Annotated in this window: 20 protein-coding genes; 6 read left to right on the top strand and 14 right to left on the bottom strand. The window is 67.6% G+C overall.

Annotated elements, in window-relative coordinates; all coding sequences use genetic code 11:
- Positions 1 to 28: 28 nt before the first annotated feature.
- On the top strand, positions 29 to 2068 hold the full coding sequence (locus OIE13_RS28190; protein ID WP_326634927.1) for a sensor histidine kinase: 2040 nt from the start codon (positions 29 to 31) through the stop codon (positions 2066 to 2068).
- On the top strand, positions 2068 to 2424 hold the full coding sequence (locus OIE13_RS28195) for a DUF742 domain-containing protein (RefSeq protein WP_326634925.1): 357 nt from the start codon (positions 2068 to 2070) through the stop codon (positions 2422 to 2424). Before OIE13_RS28190 ends, OIE13_RS28195 begins: the two co-directional genes overlap by 1 nt.
- Before the next feature lie 165 nt (positions 2425 to 2589).
- On the opposite strand, the gene OIE13_RS28200 is transcribed toward OIE13_RS28195, so the two are convergent.
- Positions 2590 to 3081, bottom strand: a complete 492-nt coding sequence (locus OIE13_RS28200) for a GNAT family N-acetyltransferase (protein WP_326634923.1) — start codon at positions 3079 to 3081, stop codon at positions 2590 to 2592.
- Positions 3082 to 3357: 276 nt separating this feature from the next.
- Between OIE13_RS28200 and OIE13_RS28205 the strand changes: the two genes are divergently transcribed.
- Entirely contained in the window at positions 3358 to 4758 is a 1401-nt protein-coding gene (locus OIE13_RS28205; protein ID WP_326634921.1) for an FAD-binding oxidoreductase, read from the top strand.
- A 424-nt stretch (positions 4759 to 5182) separates the two neighbouring features.
- On the opposite strand, the gene OIE13_RS28210 is transcribed toward OIE13_RS28205, so the two are convergent.
- The 7 genes from OIE13_RS28210 to OIE13_RS28240 all read right to left on the bottom strand — a co-directional run bounded on the left by OIE13_RS28210 (position 5183) and on the right by OIE13_RS28240 (position 11234).
- Positions 5183 to 6442, bottom strand: a complete 1260-nt coding sequence (locus tag OIE13_RS28210) for an RNA polymerase sigma factor (protein WP_326828944.1) — start codon at positions 6440 to 6442, stop codon at positions 5183 to 5185.
- 128 nt (positions 6443 to 6570) lie between these two features.
- Entirely contained in the window at positions 6571 to 6711 is a 141-nt protein-coding gene (locus tag OIE13_RS28215; protein ID WP_326634918.1) for a hypothetical protein, read from the bottom strand.
- A gap of 473 nt (positions 6712 to 7184) precedes the next feature.
- Entirely contained in the window at positions 7185 to 7550 is a 366-nt protein-coding gene (locus OIE13_RS28220; RefSeq protein ID WP_326634916.1) for a YciI family protein, read from the bottom strand.
- A gap of 65 nt (positions 7551 to 7615) precedes the next feature.
- On the bottom strand, positions 7616 to 8308 hold the full coding sequence (locus OIE13_RS28225) for a DUF998 domain-containing protein (protein ID WP_326634914.1): 693 nt from the start codon (positions 8306 to 8308) through the stop codon (positions 7616 to 7618).
- Between the two features lie 546 nt (positions 8309 to 8854).
- Positions 8855 to 9304, bottom strand: a complete 450-nt coding sequence (locus tag OIE13_RS28230; RefSeq protein WP_326634912.1) for a hypothetical protein — start codon at positions 9302 to 9304, stop codon at positions 8855 to 8857.
- Entirely contained in the window at positions 9294 to 9896 is a 603-nt protein-coding gene (locus OIE13_RS28235; protein WP_326634910.1) for a MerR family transcriptional regulator, read from the bottom strand. Before OIE13_RS28235 ends, OIE13_RS28230 begins: the two co-directional genes overlap by 11 nt.
- A gap of 189 nt (positions 9897 to 10085) precedes the next feature.
- Positions 10086 to 11234 (bottom strand): Fic family protein, encoded by a 1149-nt coding sequence (locus OIE13_RS28240; RefSeq protein WP_326634908.1) that lies wholly within the window; start codon positions 11232 to 11234, stop codon positions 10086 to 10088.
- Between the two features lie 422 nt (positions 11235 to 11656).
- On the opposite strand from OIE13_RS28240, the gene OIE13_RS28245 reads away from it, so the two are divergent.
- A complete protein-coding gene (locus tag OIE13_RS28245) occupies positions 11657 to 12019 on the top strand; it encodes a metalloregulator ArsR/SmtB family transcription factor (RefSeq protein WP_326634906.1) in 363 nt (120 codons plus the stop codon).
- A complete protein-coding gene (locus OIE13_RS28250) occupies positions 12016 to 12513 on the top strand; it encodes an SRPBCC family protein (protein ID WP_326634904.1) in 498 nt (165 codons plus the stop codon). Before OIE13_RS28245 ends, OIE13_RS28250 begins: the two co-directional genes overlap by 4 nt.
- Positions 12514 to 12679: 166 nt before the next feature.
- On the opposite strand, the gene msrA is transcribed toward OIE13_RS28250, so the two are convergent.
- On the bottom strand, positions 12680 to 13369 hold the full coding sequence (gene msrA / locus OIE13_RS28255) for a peptide-methionine (S)-S-oxide reductase MsrA (protein ID WP_326634903.1): 690 nt from the start codon (positions 13367 to 13369) through the stop codon (positions 12680 to 12682).
- A 136-nt stretch (positions 13370 to 13505) separates the two neighbouring features.
- On the opposite strand from msrA, the gene rarD reads away from it, so the two are divergent.
- A complete protein-coding gene (gene rarD / locus OIE13_RS28260) occupies positions 13506 to 14426 on the top strand; it encodes an EamA family transporter RarD (RefSeq protein ID WP_326828945.1) in 921 nt (306 codons plus the stop codon).
- A 15-nt stretch (positions 14427 to 14441) separates the two neighbouring features.
- Here the strand turns inward: rarD and OIE13_RS28265 are convergent, their stop codons facing one another.
- From OIE13_RS28265 to nuoL, 5 genes are all read right to left on the bottom strand, one after another.
- Entirely contained in the window at positions 14442 to 14843 is a 402-nt protein-coding gene (locus tag OIE13_RS28265; RefSeq protein ID WP_326634900.1) for a MarR family winged helix-turn-helix transcriptional regulator, read from the bottom strand.
- Between the two features lie 150 nt (positions 14844 to 14993).
- A complete protein-coding gene (locus tag OIE13_RS28270) occupies positions 14994 to 15989 on the bottom strand; it encodes a polyprenyl synthetase family protein (protein WP_326634898.1) in 996 nt (331 codons plus the stop codon).
- 14 nt (positions 15990 to 16003) lie between these two features.
- Positions 16004 to 17554, bottom strand: coding sequence for an NADH-quinone oxidoreductase subunit NuoN (gene nuoN, locus OIE13_RS28275; RefSeq protein ID WP_442816007.1), 1551 nt, complete (start codon positions 17552 to 17554; stop codon positions 16004 to 16006).
- On the bottom strand, positions 17551 to 19080 hold the full coding sequence (locus OIE13_RS28280) for an NADH-quinone oxidoreductase subunit M (protein ID WP_326634896.1): 1530 nt from the start codon (positions 19078 to 19080) through the stop codon (positions 17551 to 17553). The genes nuoN and OIE13_RS28280 overlap by 4 nt, the downstream gene beginning before the upstream one ends.
- Complete coding sequence (nuoL, locus tag OIE13_RS28285; protein WP_326646951.1) at positions 19080 to 20942, bottom strand: NADH-quinone oxidoreductase subunit L; 1863 nt, start codon at positions 20940 to 20942, stop codon at positions 19080 to 19082. The genes OIE13_RS28280 and nuoL overlap by 1 nt, the downstream gene beginning before the upstream one ends.
- Positions 20943 to 20982 lie beyond the last annotated feature (40 nt).

Consider the following 20982-nt stretch of genomic DNA (forward strand, 5'->3'; position numbering starts at 1 on the left):
ATACTCAATCAGGGTGAAGATTTTTACCTTGCTCTTGGCGCCAATCGCATCCCTCGTAGTTATTTGGGGGTTTGCCGCCAGCCTGACGGTCCAGAGCGGCCAGGAACTCCTCAAGATCCATGACGGCTACGAATACGTGGTCCTGCCCACCAGGAAGCTGACCACCGCGCTCCAGCACGAGCGGCTGCTGTCCCTGTCCGTCCTGGGAGACATCGACGTCTCGCGTACGGAACTGGACGCCCAGCGCATCCGTACGAACGGCGCGCGAGCCGAGTTGGAGCGATTGACCACCGAAACCCGTTCCAGCATCACCCCCGACACCTGGGACCGCCTGGGCCGGCTCTTCGGTGCGATGGACCGGCTCACCGAGATCCGCAGCGGGGTCGACACCCGCACCGACACCCGGCTGCAGATCCTCGACGCCTACAGCGGGGTCGTCTCGGCCGCCTTTGATACCTATGAAAAGATCCGGATATCCAGCGACATCGAGCTGACCGACCAGGCACGGGCCGTCGTCATGGTCGGGCGGAGCCGCGAGATCCTCAGCCAGCAGGCCGCCCTGATATCCGGAGCCGTGATCGAGGGGGCCATGAGCCCCGCGGAACGTGCCAGGTTCAGCGAACTGGTCACCGGCCGCAGGCTCCTCTACTCCCTGGGCTTCGACCAGTTCGACGCCGAGTTCCGGGCCCTCTACACCCCGCTGCACGACTCCCCCGACTACTCCTCGTTCGAGGGGATCGAGAACGCCGTCGCCACGGCGGCGATCCCGGACCCCTCCTGGTCCGAGGTCGCCACCCGGCTCTCCGACGGCTTCGACAGCCGCGCCGGGGACGTCAACGAACGCATCAGCGAGCGGTCCATACCGCTCGCCAGGGACATCCTGGTTCAGATCGGCCTCGCCGGCGGACTCGGCCTGGTCACGGTCGGGCTGTCCGTCTTCGTCTCGGTACGGTTCGGCCGACGGCTGGGCGGCGAGCTCGTCGACCTCCAGCGGGCGGCCCTCGACCTGGCCGACAAGCGGCTGCCTGACGTGGTCCGGCGGCTCCGCCGAGGCGAGGAGGTCCGCTCCGAGGCGCCCGAGATCAATGTCGGCAGCACCACCGAGGTCGCCAGGGTCAGCAAGGCGTTCTCCTCCGTACAACGAACCGCCATCGAGGCCGCCATCGGCCAGGCCGAGATACGCAAGGGCGTCAACAAGGTCTTCGTGAGCCTGGCCAGGCGCAGCCAGTCCCTGCTGCACCGGCAGCTGGCCATGCTGGAGACCATGGAAGGGCGGGCCCGCGACCCGGAGACCCTTGAGGATCTGTTCGGCCTGGACCACCTGACCACCCGGATGCGCCGCCACTCCGAAGGCCTGATCATCCTGTCCGGTGCCGTCCCGGGACGGGGATGGCGGACACCGGTCACGATCTACGACGTGGTCCGCGCCGCGGTCGAGGAGATCGAGGACTACCCGCGCGTGACCATCGGCGTGCCGCACGGCCCATCCGTGATCGGCGCGGTCGTCACCGACGTGATCCACCTGGTCGCCGAGCTGGTCGAGAACGCCACCGTCTTCTCTCCACCGCACACCTCCGTACACGTCAACGGCGAGATGGTCGCCAGGGGCTACGCCATCGAGGTCGAGGACCGGGGGCTCGGCATCTCCCCCGAGGAGATGGCCCGGCTCAACGTGCGGCTGGCCGACCCGCCGGAGTTCGACCTGGCCGACAGTGACCGGCTCGGCCTGTTCGTCGTCGCGCAGCTCGCCATCCGGCACGGCATCCGCGTCTCCCTGCGCCCCTCCCCCTTCGGCGGCACCACGGCGATCGTGCTGCTCCCGAGCGAGCTGGTGGTCGAACCGCTCGATCCCCGGTTCACCTACTCGGTCGAGCTCGAAAGGCCTCCCCCTGGCAACGGCCTCCCCAAACGGGTACGCCAGACCGTACCCGCCGAGCGGGGCACCACCTCCGGCCCCGTCGCGGAGACCACCCCGGAGAGCAGGGGAGTCCGGGGAGCCGTCCCGAACGGCGTGCTCGCGTCGTTCCGCGACGAACGACAGCGCGCCGGGCAGGAGGACGGGCCCTGATGACCGAGCGCTGGCTCGACCAGGAGGCCGGTCCGATCGTCCGCCCCTACACGATGACCCGCGGCCGGACCAGGGCCGCAGGGGCCCATTTCGACCTGATGGCCGTGGTGGTGGCGGTCAGGGCCCCGCGCCGGGACCTGCCGCCCGAGCACACGTCGATCCTGAACGCCTGCCACGCGCCGATCCCCGTCGCCGAGCTGGCCGGGCAGACCGGCCTGGCCGTCGGAGTGCTCCGGGTGCTCCTCGGCGACCTGCGCGACAGCGGCCTGATCACCGTACGGCTCCCCGCGGCTCCCTCCACGGTGCCCCGCGAGAACCTGCTACGCGACCTCCTCGCCGGGCTCAAGGCTCTCTAAACCGCTGAGTCCGCTGAACCCGCTAAGCCCTCTGAGCCGCTGAACCCGCTGAGCCGCCCGCTGAACCCGCTGAACCCGCTGAGCCGCCCGCTGAACCCGCTGAACCCGCGCTCCGTCCGTTGACCGAGCCGTCACGGCTCCTCACCCCGTGGCCGGACGCGCTGCTCAGTCGGTGGCCAGGCGGGCGTGCCGTTCCACGTCATAGCGGATACCCTCGTGACTCAGCTTGGCCCGCTCGACCCCCTCGGGCAGGAATCCGGCCTTGGTGGCCACCGCGCAGGAGGCCTCGTTGCCGACCCGGTGCCCCAACTCCAGGCGGAACAGTCCACGTTCCCTGAACGCCCACTCGGCCATCTTCCTGGCGGCGGCCACGGCCACACCCCGTCCTCTGGCGCGCGGGATCGTCCAGTAGGACACCCAGCCGGTCTCGTGCGCGTCGATGTTACTCACGGCGACGTTCCCCACGACCTCACCGTTGGACACCACCGCGAACGCCCGCGCGTCATCGCGGAAACCCCAGACCCCCATCCACTCCAGCGCCGCCTGGGCTGTGTCAATGGGCCGGGCCGCCTGCTCGGCCATGTCCGGGGAGCTGAACGCGTCGAGCACGACCCACATGTCGTCGGGCCGCCATCCACGCAATTCCACTTCAATCATGCCGTGCAGAGTAGTGCGGCGACCATGCCGTGCGGAGTGGTGCGGCGACCGGCCCGCGAAACGCTCCGGCGCCGGATCCGGTACGTGCGGAAACCGCCCGCAGGGACGGGCCCGCGCTCGTCGCCGGAGAGGGGTCGGTATCCCGTTGACCTCGGTGGTTTAGTGACAACCCAGTAATCTCCAAGCGCCGACTGCGATAACCGGGGGACCGGGCCGGTCGAGGCCCGGCGACTTCGCCTCATGCGCGAGTCGTCTCACAGCATCGGGAGAACCCTCATGAGTACCGTCTTTTCCGCAGCGGAACATCTCGGCGGAGAGCTGGAAACCTTGCGAGACCAGGTCGCCGGCCCCGTCCTGTCCCCCGGCCAGGACGGCTACGGCGAGGAGATCGCCGCTTTCAACACCGCCGTCCGGCACCGCCCGGCCGTCGTCGTGGGCGCCACCCGCACCGATGACGTCATGGCAGCGGTCCGCTTCGCGCTCCTGCACTCCCTTCCCGTCGCCGTGCAGGCCACCGGGCACGGCGCGGTCCAGGCAGCCGACGGGGCACTGCTGATCAACACCTCCAGGATGCGCGAGGTCACCGTCGACTCCTCCAACCGCACCGCGCGGGTCAGTGCGGGCTGCCGCTGGGCGGACGTCATCGCGCGGACGGCACCGTACGGCTTGGCACCCCTGAGCGGCTCGTCTTCGGGCGTGGGGGCGGTGGGCTACACGCTGGGCGGTGGCATCGGCCCGATCTCGCGAACCTTCGGCTTCGCCGCCGACCACGTACGGGAGATCACCGTGGTGACCGCGGACGGCACGGTCCGGGTGACGGACCCGGACACCGAACCCGACCTGTTCTGGGGACTGCGCGGCGGCAAGGGCAGCTTCGGCGTGGTCACCTCCATGGTCATCGATCTGTTCCCCGTGTCGACCCTGTACGGGGGCGGCCTCTACTTCAGCGCCGAGGACACCCCCGCCGTCCTGCACGCCTACCGGACCTGGGTCGGCACGCTGCCGGAGGCCACGACCACCTCGGTGGCGATGCTGCGCCTGCCCCCGCTGCCCGAGCTCCCCTCGCAGCTGCGCGGCCGCTTCGTGACCCACCTGCGCTTCGTCCACCTCGGCGACGCCGGCGAGGCGGAGTCCCTCCTCGCCCCGATGCGGGCCGTCGCCGAACCGATCCTCGGCGAGATCGCGCAGATGCCGTTCAGCGCGATCGACTCCGTGCACCAGGACCCGGTGCACCCCATGCCGAGCTGGGATCGCGGCACCCTGCTGCGCGAGCTCGGTGCGGAGACCGTGGAGGCGCTCCTGGCGGCGGCCGGCCCGACGGCTGACGTGCCGCTGGCCGTCGTGGAGGTGCGCCAGCTGGGCGGGGCACTGGGCCGCGAGCCGCGCCGGCCGAACGCCGTGGGCGGGCGGGACGCCGCCTTCGGCGTGCTGGTGATCGGCGCTCCCGTTCCCGAACTGCTCGACACGGTCATTCCGGCCGTGGGCGGTGCCGTGCTCGGCGCCCTGGCCCCCTGGCAGACCGGCGGGACACAGCTCAACTTCCACGGGCCGATGCTCGCCCCCGGGGACCTGGCCCGCGCCTGGCCTGAGCCGACGCTGCGCAGGCTCGCCCTGCTCAAGGACCACTACGACCCGGCCCGGGTGTTCCGCTTCGGCCACGTCGTGCCCCGCGTCTGAACGTCCCGATTCACCGGCAGGTGAGGGGGCCTGCCGGTAACACCGGCAGGCGCTGGTCCAGCGCGGCCGGTGACTCCCAGTGGCTCCAGGTGGACCTGGAGCCTCGTCCGGCATCAGCACGGCGATGTCCTTCACCGAAGGTTTTCTCCCCTCGGGCTCACCGAACCCTCCCGACCTCGCCGACGCGTTGGCGACCGGGGGCACCGGAGAATCCTCTCCGGATTCGAAATCTCTGGATATCCGCACGAAGAAATCTTCCAGAAGCCGGAGATCCTGTCACTTTCTCCATACTCGGGGGTAGAAAGCAGGGGAACGCCACATCGGCCTTTCCACCCTGCCGTTTCTCCACGATCGGCACCAGAGCCGTCAAGCCAGAAGTGGTCAGCCGGTTCGACGGCGGCGCCGCATGGTGGCCGGCGTTCGCCTACCCGCGGGCGGCTGCCGCACGGGTGAGAAAGAGGGTCCGCTCGCGCTCGTTACGGGTGAGTTCGGCGGCCCGTTCGAACTCCTCCCGTGCCTCGTCGAGACGGCCCAGTCTCACGAGCAGATCACCCCGTACGGCGGGCAGTTGCGGATAGCCCTTCAGCGCTCGCTCCGTCACCAGCCCTTCCACGATCTCCAGGCCCCGCGCCGGACCGTACGCCCTGCTCACCGCGACCGCGCGGTTCAACTCCACGACGGGTGAGGGGGCGAGGTAGGCGAGTACCAGGTAGAGGGCGGCCATCCGTTCCCAGTCGGTGTCATCGGTGGAGCGCGCGCGGGCGTGGCAGGCGGCGATCGCGGCCTGAAGGCCGTAGGGGCCGAGCGTGCCGAGCCCCTCGGCGCGTTCGAGCGCCTCCAGTCCCCGGCGGACGAGCAGCCGATCCCACAGCCCCCGATCCTGGTCCGGCAGCAGGACGGGCTCGCCGTCCGGCCCCGTCCTGGCGCGGATGCGTGACGCCTGGATCTCCATCAGTGCGACGAGGCCGTGCGCCTCGGGCTCCTCCGGCATCAGGCCCACCAGGATCCGGCCCAGGCGCAGCGCCTCCTCGCAGAGTGAGGGCCGCATCCAGTCGTCACCGGCGGTCGCCGAGTAGCCCTCGTTGAAGATGAGATAGATGACCTCCAGCACCGATGCGAGGCGCTCGCCCAGCTCGGCCGGGGCGGGCATCTCGATGCGCACCCGCTTCTCGGCAAGGGTGCGCTTGGCCCGGAAGATCCTCTGCCCGACCGTCGGTTCCGGCACCAGGAAGGCGCGCGCGATCTCCTCGGTGGTCAGGCCGCCGAGCAGACGCAGGGTGAGCGCCAGACGTCCCTCGGTGGACAGCACCGGATGGCAGGCGGTGAAGAGCAGACGCAGCACGTCGTCGCCGATGTGGTCGTCAAGGGCGTCGTCCAGCTCGGCCTCGGCCGACTCCTGACGGATCTCCATGTCCCGGCCGACCTCTGCGAGCTTGTGCTCGTAGCGGGTCCTGCGACGGAGCATGTCGATCGCCCGGTGCTTGGCGGTCAGCATGAGCCAGCCTCCGGGATTATCCGGTACGCCAGATTTCGGCCACTGCTCCAGCGCGAGGACCAGGGCATCCTGCGCGAGTTCCTCGGCCAGGCCGACATCGTGCACCATCCGGGCAAGCCCCGCGATCACCCGTGCGGACTCGATCCGCCAGACCGCCTCGACCACCCGATGAGGATCACCAACCGCCATATCTCCCGATCCAACCACCCCGCCCGCACCCGCGACACCTCTCGATCCCGTCCGCCGAGCCCTGCCGGCCTCTTCAAGCCTGTGCCCACAGCGGGCTCGTTGTACATCGTCGCGACCTTTCCGAAGCACTACGGAGGGTCGGCCAGGGCGCAGTAGTAGTGACTGCCGTCCTTGGCCAGGTTCCGCACGTAGGCTCCCGCCGGGCGCCCGGTGAGCATGCGGTCCCACAGCAGCCGGAAGATCCCGGCCGGCATATCGGGGTGGCGCACGATGTTGTGCGATGCCCGGTGAGCTCCTCCAGGGAGAACCTGGAGGTCCGGACAGAGACCGAGTTCCCGCTGCGGATCAACCCGCGCCGGTCTGTCGTGGAGAAGAAGAGTTCCTCCGAACCGAGGACCTGCTCCGATCCGCTGGGAACAATCGACTCGCCAAACCCCGTCGTCCACCTCTCCGATCTTGGAAGACGATATCAACCGCACCCCACGGTCCCGAAGAAAGGTCACGGCCGTCCACGCGGGAAGCCGTGCGCTCCTTCTCGGGGGACACTCGACCTGACTCGCCGTTGGTGCCGAGGATCTCGCGAACGACTCCCGGCGTACACTTTCCCGCCCGTGCGCCCGTGTGCCCGACTATGGGCTGACGTGGGCCGCTACGTGTCGTACGTCCGGACGCGAAGGTGCCGGGAAACGCACGTGCCCCCCGGTCAGGGTTCCTGGCCGGGGGATCGCACACCGTGGTGGGATCAGGCGGGGGCGGCGAAGTCCTCGGGGCCGAAGACACGCAGCACGTCGGCCTCGCCCTCCCAGCCCTCCCAGTGATCCCGGTGGATCCTCAGGAAGCGGGAGGTCCACTCGACGGCCTCCTCCTTGGAGCGGACCTGGTAGAGCGCGTAGCTGATCAGCTCTTTCGCCTCGGCGAACGGGCCGTCGGTGACGCTCAGCCTGCCCCCGGTGAGCTCGACCCGCGCGCCCTCCGCGCTCGGGGCCAGTCCGGCGGTGTCGAGCAGGACCCCGGCCCCGGCGGCCTCACCTCCGAGCTTGGCGATGGCCTCCATCAACTCGGCGGGGGGCGGGGTGGTGGGCTGGTTGGTGACCCTAAGAACGATCATGTATCGCATTGGACATCTCCTTTGATCTTGTTTTCTTGACGGTGTGACGCGGGGAGCGGGCGCGCTCAGGCGTGCCGAGGGGCGGTGTGCCGGTACAGGTGCAGGGACAGGGTAGAGAGCCAGGCCCAGATGATCACGACCCCGGAGACGAAGGCCAGGTTGGCCCACGAGGCACCCGCGCCGGTCGCGATGGCGGCGAAGGCCGCGAGGAACAGCCCGCCGGTGAGCCGGGAGTAAAGCGCCCAGCCCGTGCGTCCCTCGGCGGCGAACCGGCGGCCGATGACGAAGCAGGCCACGATCACGCACAGGAAACCCACCGCGCCGCAGACGAAGTGGAGGGTCCCGGACAGGCTCACCGCCCCGGGTCCGTCCGGCGTCCCCACCGGGAAGCCCAATGCCGGATCCGCCCGGAAGATCCCCGCGCCGATCAGGCTCACCCCGTACATTCCGACGAGCCGGGGAGCCCAGGTCGCGCCGCGCCCGCCGGCCAGGGCCCGGCCCAGGCCGACCGCGCAGGCGACGACCATCAGCCCGGCGACGACGAAGTCGGTGATCTGGATCCAGCCGAGGTCGCCGTTGGCCAGCAGGCTCCACGCGTGGCGGAAGGGGTCGAAACCCTCCCGGGTCAGCGCCTGGGCCAGGGATACCCCGACATACAGCGGACCGGCGAGGATGCCGTAGCCCAGCAACGACCTGGTGACGCTGGTACGCGGGTCGCAGGTCACCGGGTGCGCGGTCCTCGTCATCTGCTGGGTCATGGCCGTTCTCCTCACGGGTCCCGGGCCGGATCTCGGGTTTCTCTCGGCCCTGTGACTACGCTTCGAACGAGGTCGCACCGATTCGACAACGCGGCCAAATCTTTTTCAAGATCTTTTAGAACCCTCGCGAGCACTGTCGTATCGGATCCATCTGCTCGGGCACGTTGCTGCCGGCCGAGGCCGGCCTCGACGACGATTACCCTCCTGAAAACGGTCAGGGGTGGGTGAGAGGGCAGTCAGGTCGCTCTGGGGGCACAGGGGTCTCCTTGCGGTGATCAGCACACGACCGACGTCACCGTGCACGGCGCAGGACACCTTAAAGGAGGCTCTCCTATCTCCTCGCCACACCCCTTTTATAGCTATATAGATGGTTTTAAACCTTTAGTGATATTATTGCGGGAACTGCTCCGACCCACGATCGACACCGAGGCTGCCGAGGGATCCTGGGCCAGGATGGCGGTGAGACCGCTGCCCTGAACATCAGGCCGACCGGGCAGGCCACGCCTGTGCCAGTCGGTGTGCAATGACCGTTCAGTCCGGAGGTCGTCAGCTTGGGCGCTTACGCCGACGAGGCGGCTTGGCGAGATCACGACAACGAGTCACCAGATCATCTATTTCCGGCAGGTTCGGGTCCGCACCACCGTCGTCACAACAGGCGGGCTTGGTGCGTTCACCCATCGGCGGCGCATCCAGCCCGCATACTTCCCACAGCGAGGTATAGACATCGCGCGTCCGGTTGCGCTCATCATGAGGTCCCAGCATCAGGACCCATGCATGACCCGGCTCTTTGAAGGCGACCACGACGCGCATGGCGCCTCTCAAATGCTTGACGCACAGCCGACTCACCGGGAGTTCCCCCGTGAGCCGATATCCAAGGGCCGCGCAACCCCGCGCTTCCAGATCACGGACAAAGGCGACGAATGACCTGAGATCCACCCCGCGCAAGGTCTCAGCGTGCTTCTCCGCGAGAACCGAGAGGTAGACCTCAGTCTTCACCGGCAGTCAGCTCCGAATTCTTGGAACTCCACTCTGCTCTGATCTCCCGCCACGGACGGCCCTCGCCCTGTTCCATCTGCCGAAGACCGTCGGTCAGCTGATCGTTCTCCAGAAGCTCCCGGTCCTGCAGGCGCTGCCAGACCGCCTCGACCAGATTCCGGGTGCGGCCGGCCCGGCGTAGATCCTGGACGAGGGTTGCCACGGTATACAGACGCTCGGCTTCAAGCATCAGGCGGGGTCTCCCCCTGACCGGGACGAGCAGCCCCTCCTTGGCCCACGAGCGAACCGTCTTCTCGTCAACACCGAGAATCTTCGACGCGATCGTCGCCCGCACCGGCTCGGCGTGAGCGAGCAGATCCTGGACGACCTCCCGGACCGTGTCACGGGTGCCGGTCTCATGAGTGCTGGCAGCCACCCCGTCCAGCCGTTGTGCCTGCTCGAACAAGACCAGCGCCGCCCGCTCCTCGATCTCTTTCCTACGAGGAGCCTGCGCCGTGCCACCCGTCTCGCGATCACCTTGCGGCGGGAGCGTCCGATGCTTTCGCTTCTTAGCCGCTCCCGTCGAAGACTTCCGGGGTCTGACATCAGCCATGAGGATGGTTCTCCTTCCCCTTTCATGCTACTCCCTGTTTCAGACCCAAAATCGGGAGTCAAGCTTTGATCTTTCGGCAAGACGGGTCACCTGGCTTGACGTTGGTGCCACCGATCCCGCAGTAGCCGTTGGGGTCGACAATCTCGGAGTTCGTCGAACGGGAGGCCGTGGACTCCATCCGGTGTCAGGTCAGGACGCCTCGCGATCGCGATATGGATCTATGTAGGGCTGTGTGGATTGCTGTACCGAGGAAAGGACCGGTTGCATAACCGGACCTGCTACGTAGTAGCGTCCCCTCGCCTGTCCCTGAGGAGCCAGCCACCCTAACCGACAAAGTTCTCGGATGTCCCTTATAGCCTGCTGGGTGCTCAACTCCGCGTCCTGCTGATAAACAGTACGCCGGACACGCGAACCCCAAAAAGCGGGCAGAAGCGCGAAAACGGTTCGTTCATCGAGTCCCGCAGCGGCCGTAGCGGCCGACAACTCCATCCACGCACGGCTCAGCAGATCGACACGGCGCTTCGCCTGCTGAGCCTGAATATGGTGAGCCCGCAGACAGAACTTGATCCATGGATGAGTGTCCCGTCCGGGACTCCACTCAGGGCCGCCCACCCCGCCCAAAACCTGATAGTAGGCGTAGGTGTTCTGCCCCCTGCCGAGCCATTCCTCGATCGAGGAGAACTCCGCGGGCATCAGTGCCTCTCGTGCGAACACCAGGGTGGACAGCGCTCGTGACATGCGGCCGTTGCCATCGGCCCAGGGGTGGATCTTCACCAGGTTCAGATGCGCCATCGAGGCACGGACATGCACTGGAGCATCGAGGTCTCCTTCGTTGAGCCACGCGACCAGTTCACCCATGAGAGCCGGGACCGACTCGGGATCCGGTCCGGTGTAGGCGGCCACGGCAGGATCATCAGGGCTGGTGACGTAGACCTGGCCTTGACGGAGTCGGCCGGGGCGCTTGTCCGGGTGATGTTCCTGGATCATGAAGTGGAGGCCGTTCAGCAGGCCCAGATCATAAGCGAACTCATCGCCGGCGTCGGACAGACCCTGAATGTAGGTCATGGCCCGCTGGTAGCCCTCCAGTTCCCTGCGAGTGCTCTCGCTGGACTCCAGAGGTTCCTCCCCAGCCATGAGTGCCTCGACATCATCAACGGAGGCCGCGTAACCCTCGATCGTGTTGGAACCGACGATGGCCCTGGCAGTGAGACTTCTACGCAACTGCTTGGTCCAGCGAGTCTGCGGCCGAACATGCATGCGCAGGTCGTACCGCATCCGCTCGATCTCTTCGAGTGCCCGGCGGTCGGCTTCGTCCAGCTTCGGCGTACGGTACAACATGACTTGATGACATCATCATTGTGTCATCAAGTCAACCTCCCCACTTTCTCCCGCCGGAGTACGGCGAGCAGGCCGGATACCGGACTTGCCCCGCCAAGGGCTGCGCCACTCGGACGGGTCACCTAGCTTGACGTTGGTGCCAACAACGCTGTGGTAACCCACGAGGTGCCGACGGCGTGACGATGGGTTTCCTGTCGGCGCCTCAAGTCAGGCTGCGAGAGTCGGTCGGCCTCGACTTCACCTGGGTCTCCAGGGAGAAACAGCCGATGCCGCCGGTCGCCGAACCCGATCAGATGATCTCCTCCTGCATCGTCACCGCCCGCCATGCCGCCAGGAGCAGTCGGTGCCACCGAGGCCGCGGTATCCGCAAAACACCTGCAAACGGGTCGCCAAACGCGTAACTGATAGGTTACGCTTCATGGGTGGACAAGGTGGCGGGCGCGATCGCGGACCCCGTGCGGCGGGAGATCCTGCTGATGCTGCGGAACGAACGCCTCACCGCAGGAGAGATCGCCGGATGCTTCGCGATCAGCAGGCCTGCCGTGAGCCGGCATCTTCGCGTCCTCCGAGAGAGCGGGCTGATTCACGACGAACTTGTCGGTCGACAGCGGTTCTACGTGCTTGACGCCGAGCAACTGGGTGAGCTCGCCAAATGGCTTGCCCTGTTCATCCGCCCCTCCGGTTGGGAACGTCGCCTCGACGCACTCGAGACAGAGGTCTATCGAACCCGCCGTGAGCGCCGGAAGCGCGACACGGCAGACCCGGAAAAGAGGAACACCGCATGAGCCCCACACCTACTGGCCGGCTGTTTCGCACCGACACCGGAAGCGATCTGGTCCTCAGTCGTACGTTCCGCGCACCCGCCGAGGATGTGTGGGCCAGTATCACCGAATCCGACCGGACGGCCCTCTGGTTCGGGCCGTGGGAGGGTGAGGCCGCCTCCGGCCGGACGGTCAAGGTGCAGATGGTGTTCGAAGAGCAGATGCCGTGGTGCGAAATGCGAATCGACGCATGCGATCCACCGCGGCGGCTGGCCCTGTCGATGACCGATGAGTCCGGGGCCTGGCGGTTGGAGCTATCGCTGTTAGAAACGGATGGTTCGACGGAATTGCGGCTCGTGCAGCACCTTGTCAGCGAAGACGGTATCGGAGAGATCGGTCCCGGCTGGGAGTACTACCTGGACATGCTCGTGGCTGCGCGCGAAGGCTCCCCCAAGCCCGACTTCACCGACTATTACCCCCTGATGAAAGGCTACTTCGACGAGTTGTCCACAAGCTGACATTCGACAGTGCCCGACCGGCCCGAGCGCGCCGTCGAAGACCTGGACCGGCGCGCCTACCCGCGCTGGGGCGACGGATCGACACAAGGATGACGACGAAACCACACAGACGGCACGACTCGTACTCAGGAATCGGGCACGAGCCGTACAGGCGAAACCTGGAGGGTCATTCCTCCGTCGGGACAAGGCCCGTCTGGCAGGCGGCCCACTCGGACGGGTCACCCAGCTTGACGTTGGTGCCGCCGATGCCGCAGTAACCGCCGGGGTTCTTGTAGAGATACTGCTGGTGATACCGCTCCGCGTGGAAGTAGTCGCCGGCGGGAGCGATCTCGGTGGTGATGGCGCCGTAGCCGGAGTCGGTGAGGACCTTCTGGTAGGCGTCACGCGAGGCCAGGGCTGCCTTCTCCTGCTCGGGTGAGTGGAGGTAGATCGCCGAGCGGTACTGCGTGCCGACGTCGTTGCCCTGGCGCATGCCCTGGGTGGGGTTGTGCGACTCCCAGAAGACGCGCAGCAGTTCCTCGTAGGACACCCGTGCCGGGTCGAAGACGACGCGGACGAGCTCGGTGTGACCGGTCTGGCCGGTGCAGACCTCCTCGTAGGTCGGGTTCTGGGTGTAGCCGCCCCCGTAGCCGACCGAGGTGGAGACCACACCCGGGGTCTGCCAGAAAATGCGCTCGGCGCCCCAGAAACAGCCGAGGCCGAAGTCCGCGATCTCGCTCCCCTCGGGGTACGGCGGAGCCGGCGGGGCGTCGAGAACCTCATGACGCCCGGGCACCGCCATCCTCGTGGCACGACCCGGGAGCGCGTTCTCCGGGGACACCATGGAAGTCTTGTCCTTGCCGAACAACCAGCCCATTGCGAACCTCCTCCTGACACGTTCTCACCAGAAGGCAACAGTGGGCGCCCCTCCCGTGTTCCCGCAAGAGTTTCTTAACTGATCGAAAAGTACAGCTAAATTGTGTTAAATTCAGTAAGGAGTAAAGATAGGGGTCATGCCTGAAACACGCCGTGGAGTTCTGTACGGCATCGCCGCCTACTCCATGTGGGGCCTGTTCCCGCTCTACTGGCCGCTCCTGAAGCCCTCCGGCGCCCTGGAGATCCTGGCCCACCGCATCGCCTGGTCCCTGGTCGCCGTCGTCGCCATCCTGGCGGTGCGGCGCCACTGGTCCTGGTTCTGCGAGCTCCTGCGCACCCCGAGAAAGATCGGCCTTCTCGTCCTGGCCGCGGTGCTCGTCACGCTCAACTGGGGCGTCTACATCTACGCCGTCAACACCGGGCACGTGGTCGAGAGCTCGTTCGGCTACTTCATCACCCCCCTGATCAGCGTGCTCTTCGGCGTCCTGCTGCTGAAGGAGCGGCTGCGGCCGTGGCAGTGGGCCGCGGTGGGGCTGGGGGCGGCGGCCGTGGTCGTGCTGGCCGTCGACTACGGGCGTCCGCCGTGGATCGCGCTGGCGCTGGCCGCCAGTTTCGGCACCTACGGGCTGATCAAGAAGACCGCCGGGGTGGGTGCGGCGGAGAGCATGACGGTCGAGACGCTGGTACTGCTGCTGCCCGCGCTGGCCTACCTGGCCTACCTGGGGCAGCAGGGGGCGAGCACGTTCGGGAACTGGGGTGCGGGACACACGCTCCTGCTGGCCGGAGCCGGCGTGGTCACCGCCGTTCCGATGCTCTGCTTCACCGCCGCCGCGATCCGGGTGCCGCTCACCACGATCGGCCTGCTGCAGTACATCGCCCCGATCCTGCAGTTCCTGTGCGGGGTGGTCGTCCTGCACGAGGTCATGCCGCCCAGCCGCTGGGTGGGATTCGCCATCATCTGGCTGGCGCTGTCGGTCTTCACCTGGGACAGCCTCAGGACGGCCACTCAGGCCCGCCGCACGACGCCCGAACCCTTGGCCGCACAGAACGCCACATAAACCCTGTTCAAGGACTCAAGAGCCGCGTACGGCGAGGACCAGGGGTGTGAAGAGCGGGTCGATGCCCGCCTGCTCCAGCGCGGCGGCCAGGGAGCGTTCATAGGTGGGCGTGGCGTCGGTCAGGCGGGCGCGCCCCTCTTCGGTGATCACCGAGTAGACGCCGCGACGGTCATCCGAGCAGAGGTCGCGCCGGGTCATCCCGGCCTCTTCGAGGCGGGCGACGAGGCGGGTCACCGAGCTCTGGTTGAGACCCACCGCCTCGGCGAGCTCCTGCATGCGCATGCAGCCGTCGGAAGCGGCGGCAAGCCGGATCAGCGCGCGGTACTCCGACAGCCCCAGGCCGTGACCGCGCTGGAGTGCCTTGGCCAACTCCGCCTCCACGCGTGCGTGCAAGAGGGCGAAATGGTCCCATGACATGGTGATTCCTCCTGGAGTGTGCTGTCCGGGAGGAGTCTACGTGCACATACAATATTTGCTTTGCCATGCAAGCAACGTCGCGAAACAACCACGGAAAACCTGGATCTGCGTTGCCGCCGAGCCGGACCGGGTCCTGTCCTGGACCGGTGGTCAGCCGGAGCGCTCGACGACGTAGTCGCAGAGTGCCAGGTAGGCGGCGCGAGCCGGGATGTCGGGAAGGCCCGCGAGATCCTCGCGAGCACGGTCGGCCCAGTCGAGCAGCTCGGCGCGGGCATGTCCCATGGCGGTGTCGGCGCGGAGCAGACGCAGGGCCTCCTCGATGTCCTTCTCCGCCACCGGACCGGCCAGCAACTCACGCAGCCGGGCACTCTCGGGGTTGTCCGCCGCCAGGACGTAGAGCACGGGCAGGGTCCGGATGCCCTCGCGCAGGTCGGTGCCAGGCGTCTTGCCCGACTCGGCCGTCTCCGCGGCGACGTCCAGCAGGTCGTCACCGAGCTGCCAGGCGACCCCGATGGCCTCGCAGGCCCGGGTCAGTCGCTCGACCACTTCGGGCGTGGCACCGCTGAGCATGGCGCCGAACCGGCCGGAGGTGGCGATCAACGAGCCGGTCTTGTCGGCCAGCACCCCGATGTAGTGGGCCACCGGGTCCTCACCGGAGCGGGGGCCGATGGTCTCCCGGATCTGGCCGCGGACCAGGCGGGAGAACGTCTGCGCCTGGATCCTGATGACGTCGGAGCCAAGGTCGGCGAGGATCTCCGAGGCCTGGGCGAACAGGTAGTCGCCGGTCAGGATGGCCACGGTGTTGTCCCAGCGGGCGTTGGCCGACGGGGAGCCCCGGCGGACCGGGGCCTCGTCCATCACGTCGTCGTGGTAGAGCGTCGCCAGGTGGGTCAGCTCGATCACCACGGCCCCGGGCACCACTCCCGCCGCCGCGGGTGAGCCGAACTGGGCGGCGAGCAGGACCAGCATGGCCCGGAACCTCTTGCCGCCCGCCTCGATGAGGTGCTTGGACGCCTCCGTGACGAAGGCGTCCTCACTCTCCACCGAGGATCGCAGCAGTTTCTCGACCTCGGCCAGGCCGGTAGCGAGGTCCTGCGCCAACCGTTCGTCGGCAAACGGAAGATCAACAACCGGTGGCGCAGCCATGAACCGTTACTCCTCTAGCGTATGAACAGCGCGGACGCAGCCTGATCCGCGAGATCGAGCACCGGCTGCGGGAAAATCCCCAGCACTACCGTAGCCGCTGCGGCGAGAGCGACCACAGCCGAGGTGCCCACCGTGGGCGTCGCGATGGACGGCCCGTCGACGACAGGCTCGTTGAAGAACATCAGCACGATCACCCGGACGTAGAAGAACGCGGCGATCGCCGAGCTGACCACACCCACGATGACCAGCGGCAGAGCGTCTCCGGCGACCGCCGCCGAGAAGACGGCGTACTTGCCGAAGAAGCCGCTCGTGAGCGGGATGCCGGCGAATGCCAGCAAAAAGAAGGCGAAAACACCCGCGAGAACGGGAGCACGCTTGCCCAGACCGGCCCAGCGGGACAGGTGCCCGGCCTCGCCGCCCGCGTCACGGACCATGGTGACGACCGCGAAGGCGCCGACCGTGGTGAAGCCGTACGCGGCCAGGTAGAACAGGATGGCCGACAGGGCGAGCTTGTTCTGCTCGGCGGCGCCGATCGCGACGACGCCGGTGAGCAGGAAGCCCGCGTGCGCGATCGAGGAGTAGGCGAGCATGCGCTTGATCTCGGTCTGGGTGATGGCCAGGATCGCACCGACGATCATCGTCAGGATCGCGATGCCCCACATGACCGGCTTCCAGTCCCACTCCAGGCCGCCCAGGGCGACCCAGAAAACCCTCAGCACGGCGCCGAAGGCCGCCACGAGCACCGTGGAGGCCATCAGAGCGGTGACCGCGGTGGGCGCTCCCTGGTAGACGTCGGGCTTCCACGCCTGGAACGGCGCGGCTCCGATCTTGAAGAGCAGGCCGACGCCGAGCAGCGCCAGGCCGACCAGCAGCAGCGTCTCCTGGCCGCTGACCACGCTGAGCGCGGCGCTGATGGCCTTCAGGTCCACCGACCCGGCGTAGCCGTAGACCAGGGCCGTGCCGTACAGGAAGAAGGCCGAGGAGAACGCGCCGAGCAGGAAGTACTTGACCGAGGCCTCCTGCGAGAGCAGGCGGCGGTGGCGGGCCAGGCCGCAGAGCAGGTACAGCGGCAGGGACATGACCTCAAGGCCGACGAACATGGCCAGCAGGTCATTGGCGGAGGCGAAGAGCAGCATGCCGCCGACCGAGAACAGCAGCAGCGGGTAGACCTCGGTCTGGGCGTATCCGCTGAGGATCGCCTCCTCCTCGTCCGGGCTTCCCGGTACCGCCGCCGCCTGCGCGACGAACTGGTCCTCGTCGTTGATCAGAAGCGTGCTGACCAGCGCCAGGACGAGGATGATGCCCCAGATGAACAGGGAGGGCCCGTCCACCGCGACCGAGCCCATGGCCGCCGGGGCATCCGGCAGGCCGGTGACGCCGTTGAGGACGGTCATGACGAACGCGCCGAGCAGGGCGAGCAGCGTGAGCGGCATCTGGATCGACTTGCGCAGGTAGCGGGGCGCGAACGCCTCGGCCAGCACCCCGAGGACAGCCGCACCGAACACCAGCAGCATCGGCGCGAGCAGCGCGTACTCGATTGTCGGGGCTTGGATGGTGCCGTTCACTGGCCGGCCCCCTTCTTCTCTGCCACGGCGGGCGTGAACGGTTCGATGTGGACGCTGGAGATCGTCTTGTCGACCGCGGGATTGATCACGTCAAGCACCGGCTTGGGGAAGAAGCCCAAGGCGATGATCACCGCGACCAGCGGGCCCATCACCCAGATCTCACGCCGGTTGAGGTCGGGCATGACGTAGGCCGACTCCTTCGAGGGGCCGGTCATGGTGCGCTGGTACATCCACAGGACGTAGACGGCCGCCAGGACGACACCGCTCGTCGCGATGATCGCCGCGACCGGATAGCGCTCGAAGGTGCCGATCAGGACCATGAACTCGCTGACGAACGTGGACAGTCCCGGTAGGGAGAGCCCGGACAGGCCGGCGATCAGGAAGGTGCCGGCGAGCAGCGGGGCGACCTTCTGCACGCCTCCGTAGTCGGCGATCTGGCTGGAACCCCGGCGGTAGATCAGGAATCCGGCGACCAGGAAGAGCGCGCCGGTCGAGAAGCCGTGGTTGACCATGTAGAGGGTGGCGCCCGCCCCCGCGTCCTTGGTCATCGCGAAGACGCCCAGCGCGATGAAGCCGAAGTGCGAGATCGAGGTGTAGGCGATCAGGCGCTTCATGTCGGTCTGGCCGATCGCCACGATCGCGCCGTAGACGATGCCCACCACCGCCAGCACGATCACCAGCGGGGTGAAGAACTTCGACGCGTCCGGGAAGAGCTCCAGGCAGAAGCGGAGCATCCCGTACGTGCCGACCTTGTCCAGCACGCCCACCAGCAGCACCGCGGCACCGGCCGGAGCCTGCGCGGCGGCGTCGGGCAGCCAGGTGTGGAACGGCCAGAGCGGCGCCTTGACCGCGAACGCGATGAAGAAGCCCGCGAAGAGCCACTTCTGCGTGGTCGGGTCCTGGATGACGCCGATCAGCTCGGGGAACATGAACGTGCCCTTGTCGGCGATCACGTAGAGCGCGATCACCGCGACCAGCATGAGCAGGCCGCCGAAGAGCGAGTACAGCAGGAACTTCACGGCCGCGTAGGACCGCTGAACTCCGCCGTACGACCCGATCATGAAGTACATCGGGATGAGCATGGCTTCGAAGAAGACGTAGAAGAGGAAGACGTCGGTCGCCGCGAAGACGCCGATCATCATCGCTTCCAGCACCAGCAGCAGCGCGAAGTAGGTCTTCACCGAGCGCTTGGGCGTGGCCGCGGCCCCGGTTCCGTCGGCGTCGTGCCAGGAGGCGAGGATCACGATCGGCACGAGCACCGCCGACAGCGCGATCAGCACCAGGGCGATGCCGTCCACGCCGACGCCGTAGTGGACGCCGAACCTCGGGATCCACTCGTAGACCTCGGCGAACTGGAAGCGCGTCTCGGAGACCGGTTCGAACAGGTACGCGAGGGCGCCGGTGAGCGCCAGCACGACCAGCGAGACCACCAGGGCCAGCTGCTTGGCGAGCTTGTCACTCTTGACAAGGGAGACACCCACCGCGCCCAGAACGGGCACGGCAATCAGGGTCGAGAGCCAGGGCATCACATGTTCCCTACGTAGAGCAGCGCGCCAACGACCACGGCGGCACCGAAGAGGATGGACAACGCGTAGGACCGCACGTAGCCGGTCTGGATGCGGCGCAGCCGCCCGGAGGTCCCGCCGATCCCCGCCGCCAGGCCGTTGACCAGGCCGTCGATGCCGCGGTTGTCGAAGAACACCGCGAACCGGGCCAGCCACTGGCCGGGGCGCATGAACAGCGCCTCGTTCAGGGCGTCGCCGTACAGGTCACGGCGGGCGAACGTGGTGAGGAACGAGCCGCGCGGGGCGACCCGGGGCACCTCGGCGGCACCGTAGCGGAACCAGGCGTAGACGACGCCGACGGCGACCAGCGCGAGCGTGGTCAGGCCGGGGACGCTGAAGGGGTGGAACCCGGGGAGATGCTCGGGCAGACCGACCGCCGGGGCGAGGAAGCGCATGAGCCGGTTGTCCAGGATCAGGAAGGCGCCCAGGAAGACCGAGCCGATCGACAGCAGGATCAGCGGCACGGTCATCACGGAGGGCGACTCGTGCGGGTGCGCGTCGTCGGCCCAGCGCCGCTTGCCGAAGAAGGTCATGAAGACCATCCGCGACATGTAGAAGCCGGTGATGCCCGCGCCGACGACCGCGAGCCAGCCGAGGATCTGGTTGTGCTCCATGGCCGTCTCGATGATGCCGTCCTTGGTGAAGTAGCCGGACAGCAGCGGGAAGCCGATGATCGCGAGGTAGCCGATCATGAAGGTGGCCGCGGTGACCTTCATCACCGAGAACAGGCCACCGTACTTACGCATGTCGACCTCGTCGTTCATGGCGTGCATGACCGAGCCCGCCCCGAGGAACATGTTGGCCTTGAAGAAGCCGTGCGCGATCAGGTGCGCGATGGCGAAGGCGTAGCCCACCGGGCCGAGGCCCGCGCCGAGCATCATGTAGCCGATCTGCGACATGGTCGAACCGGCGAGGCCCTTCTTGATGTCGTCCTTGGCGCAACCGATGATCGCACCGGCGAGCAGCGTGGCCACACCGACGATCGTCACCACGAGCTGCGCGGTCGGGGCGGCCTCGAAGAACGCGCCGGAGCGGACGACCAGGTAGACGCCCGCGGTGACCATGGTCGCGGCGTGGATGAGTGCCGAGACCGGGGTCGGGCCCTCCATCGCGTCCAGCAGCCACGACTGCAGCGGCAGCTGGGCCGACTTGCCGCAGGCGCCGAGGAGCAGCAGCAGGCCGACCGCGGTGATCGTGCCCTGGGAGGCGGCGCCGGAGGAGATCGCCCCGCCGACGACACCCCCGGTGAGCTCGTTGAAGGCGACCGAGCCGAACGTCGTCCAGATCGTGAAGATCGCGATCAGCAGGCCGAAGTCGCCGACGCGGTTGACGATGAACGCCTTCTTGGCCGCGGCCGCCGCCGTGGGCTTGAACTGCCAGAAGCCGATCAGCAGGTACGAGGCGAGGCCCACACCCTCCCAGCCGACGAACAGGACGACGTAGTTGTCGGCCAGCACCAGCAGGAGCATCGCGGCGACGAACAGGTTCAGGTACGCGAAGAACCGGCGCCGACCCGGGTCGTGCGACATGTAGCCGATCGAGTAGATGTGGATCAGCGATCCCACACCGGTGATCAGCAGGGCGAAGCCGATCGACAGCGGGTCGATCAGCAGCCCCATGTCGGCGAGGCCGGGAATGAACTCGTAGAGCCTGACACCCTGGCGGCGCTGGGCCTCGGGCAGACCGAGCAGCTGGACGAAGGCGGCGACCGCCACCGCGAACGCGCCCAGGGACATCGCGACACCGAGGAGGTGACCCCAGCGGTCGGTGCGGCGCCCGAACAGCAGCAGGATCGCGGCACCGAGCAGCGGGAGCGCGACCATGAGCCAGGAGACTCCGATCACACCCCCGGAATGCTGGATG

Origin of the sequence: Streptosporangium sp. NBC_01810 (assembly GCF_035917355.1) — a bacterium.
Taxonomy (GTDB): Bacteria; Actinomycetota; Actinomycetes; order Streptosporangiales; family Streptosporangiaceae; genus Streptosporangium.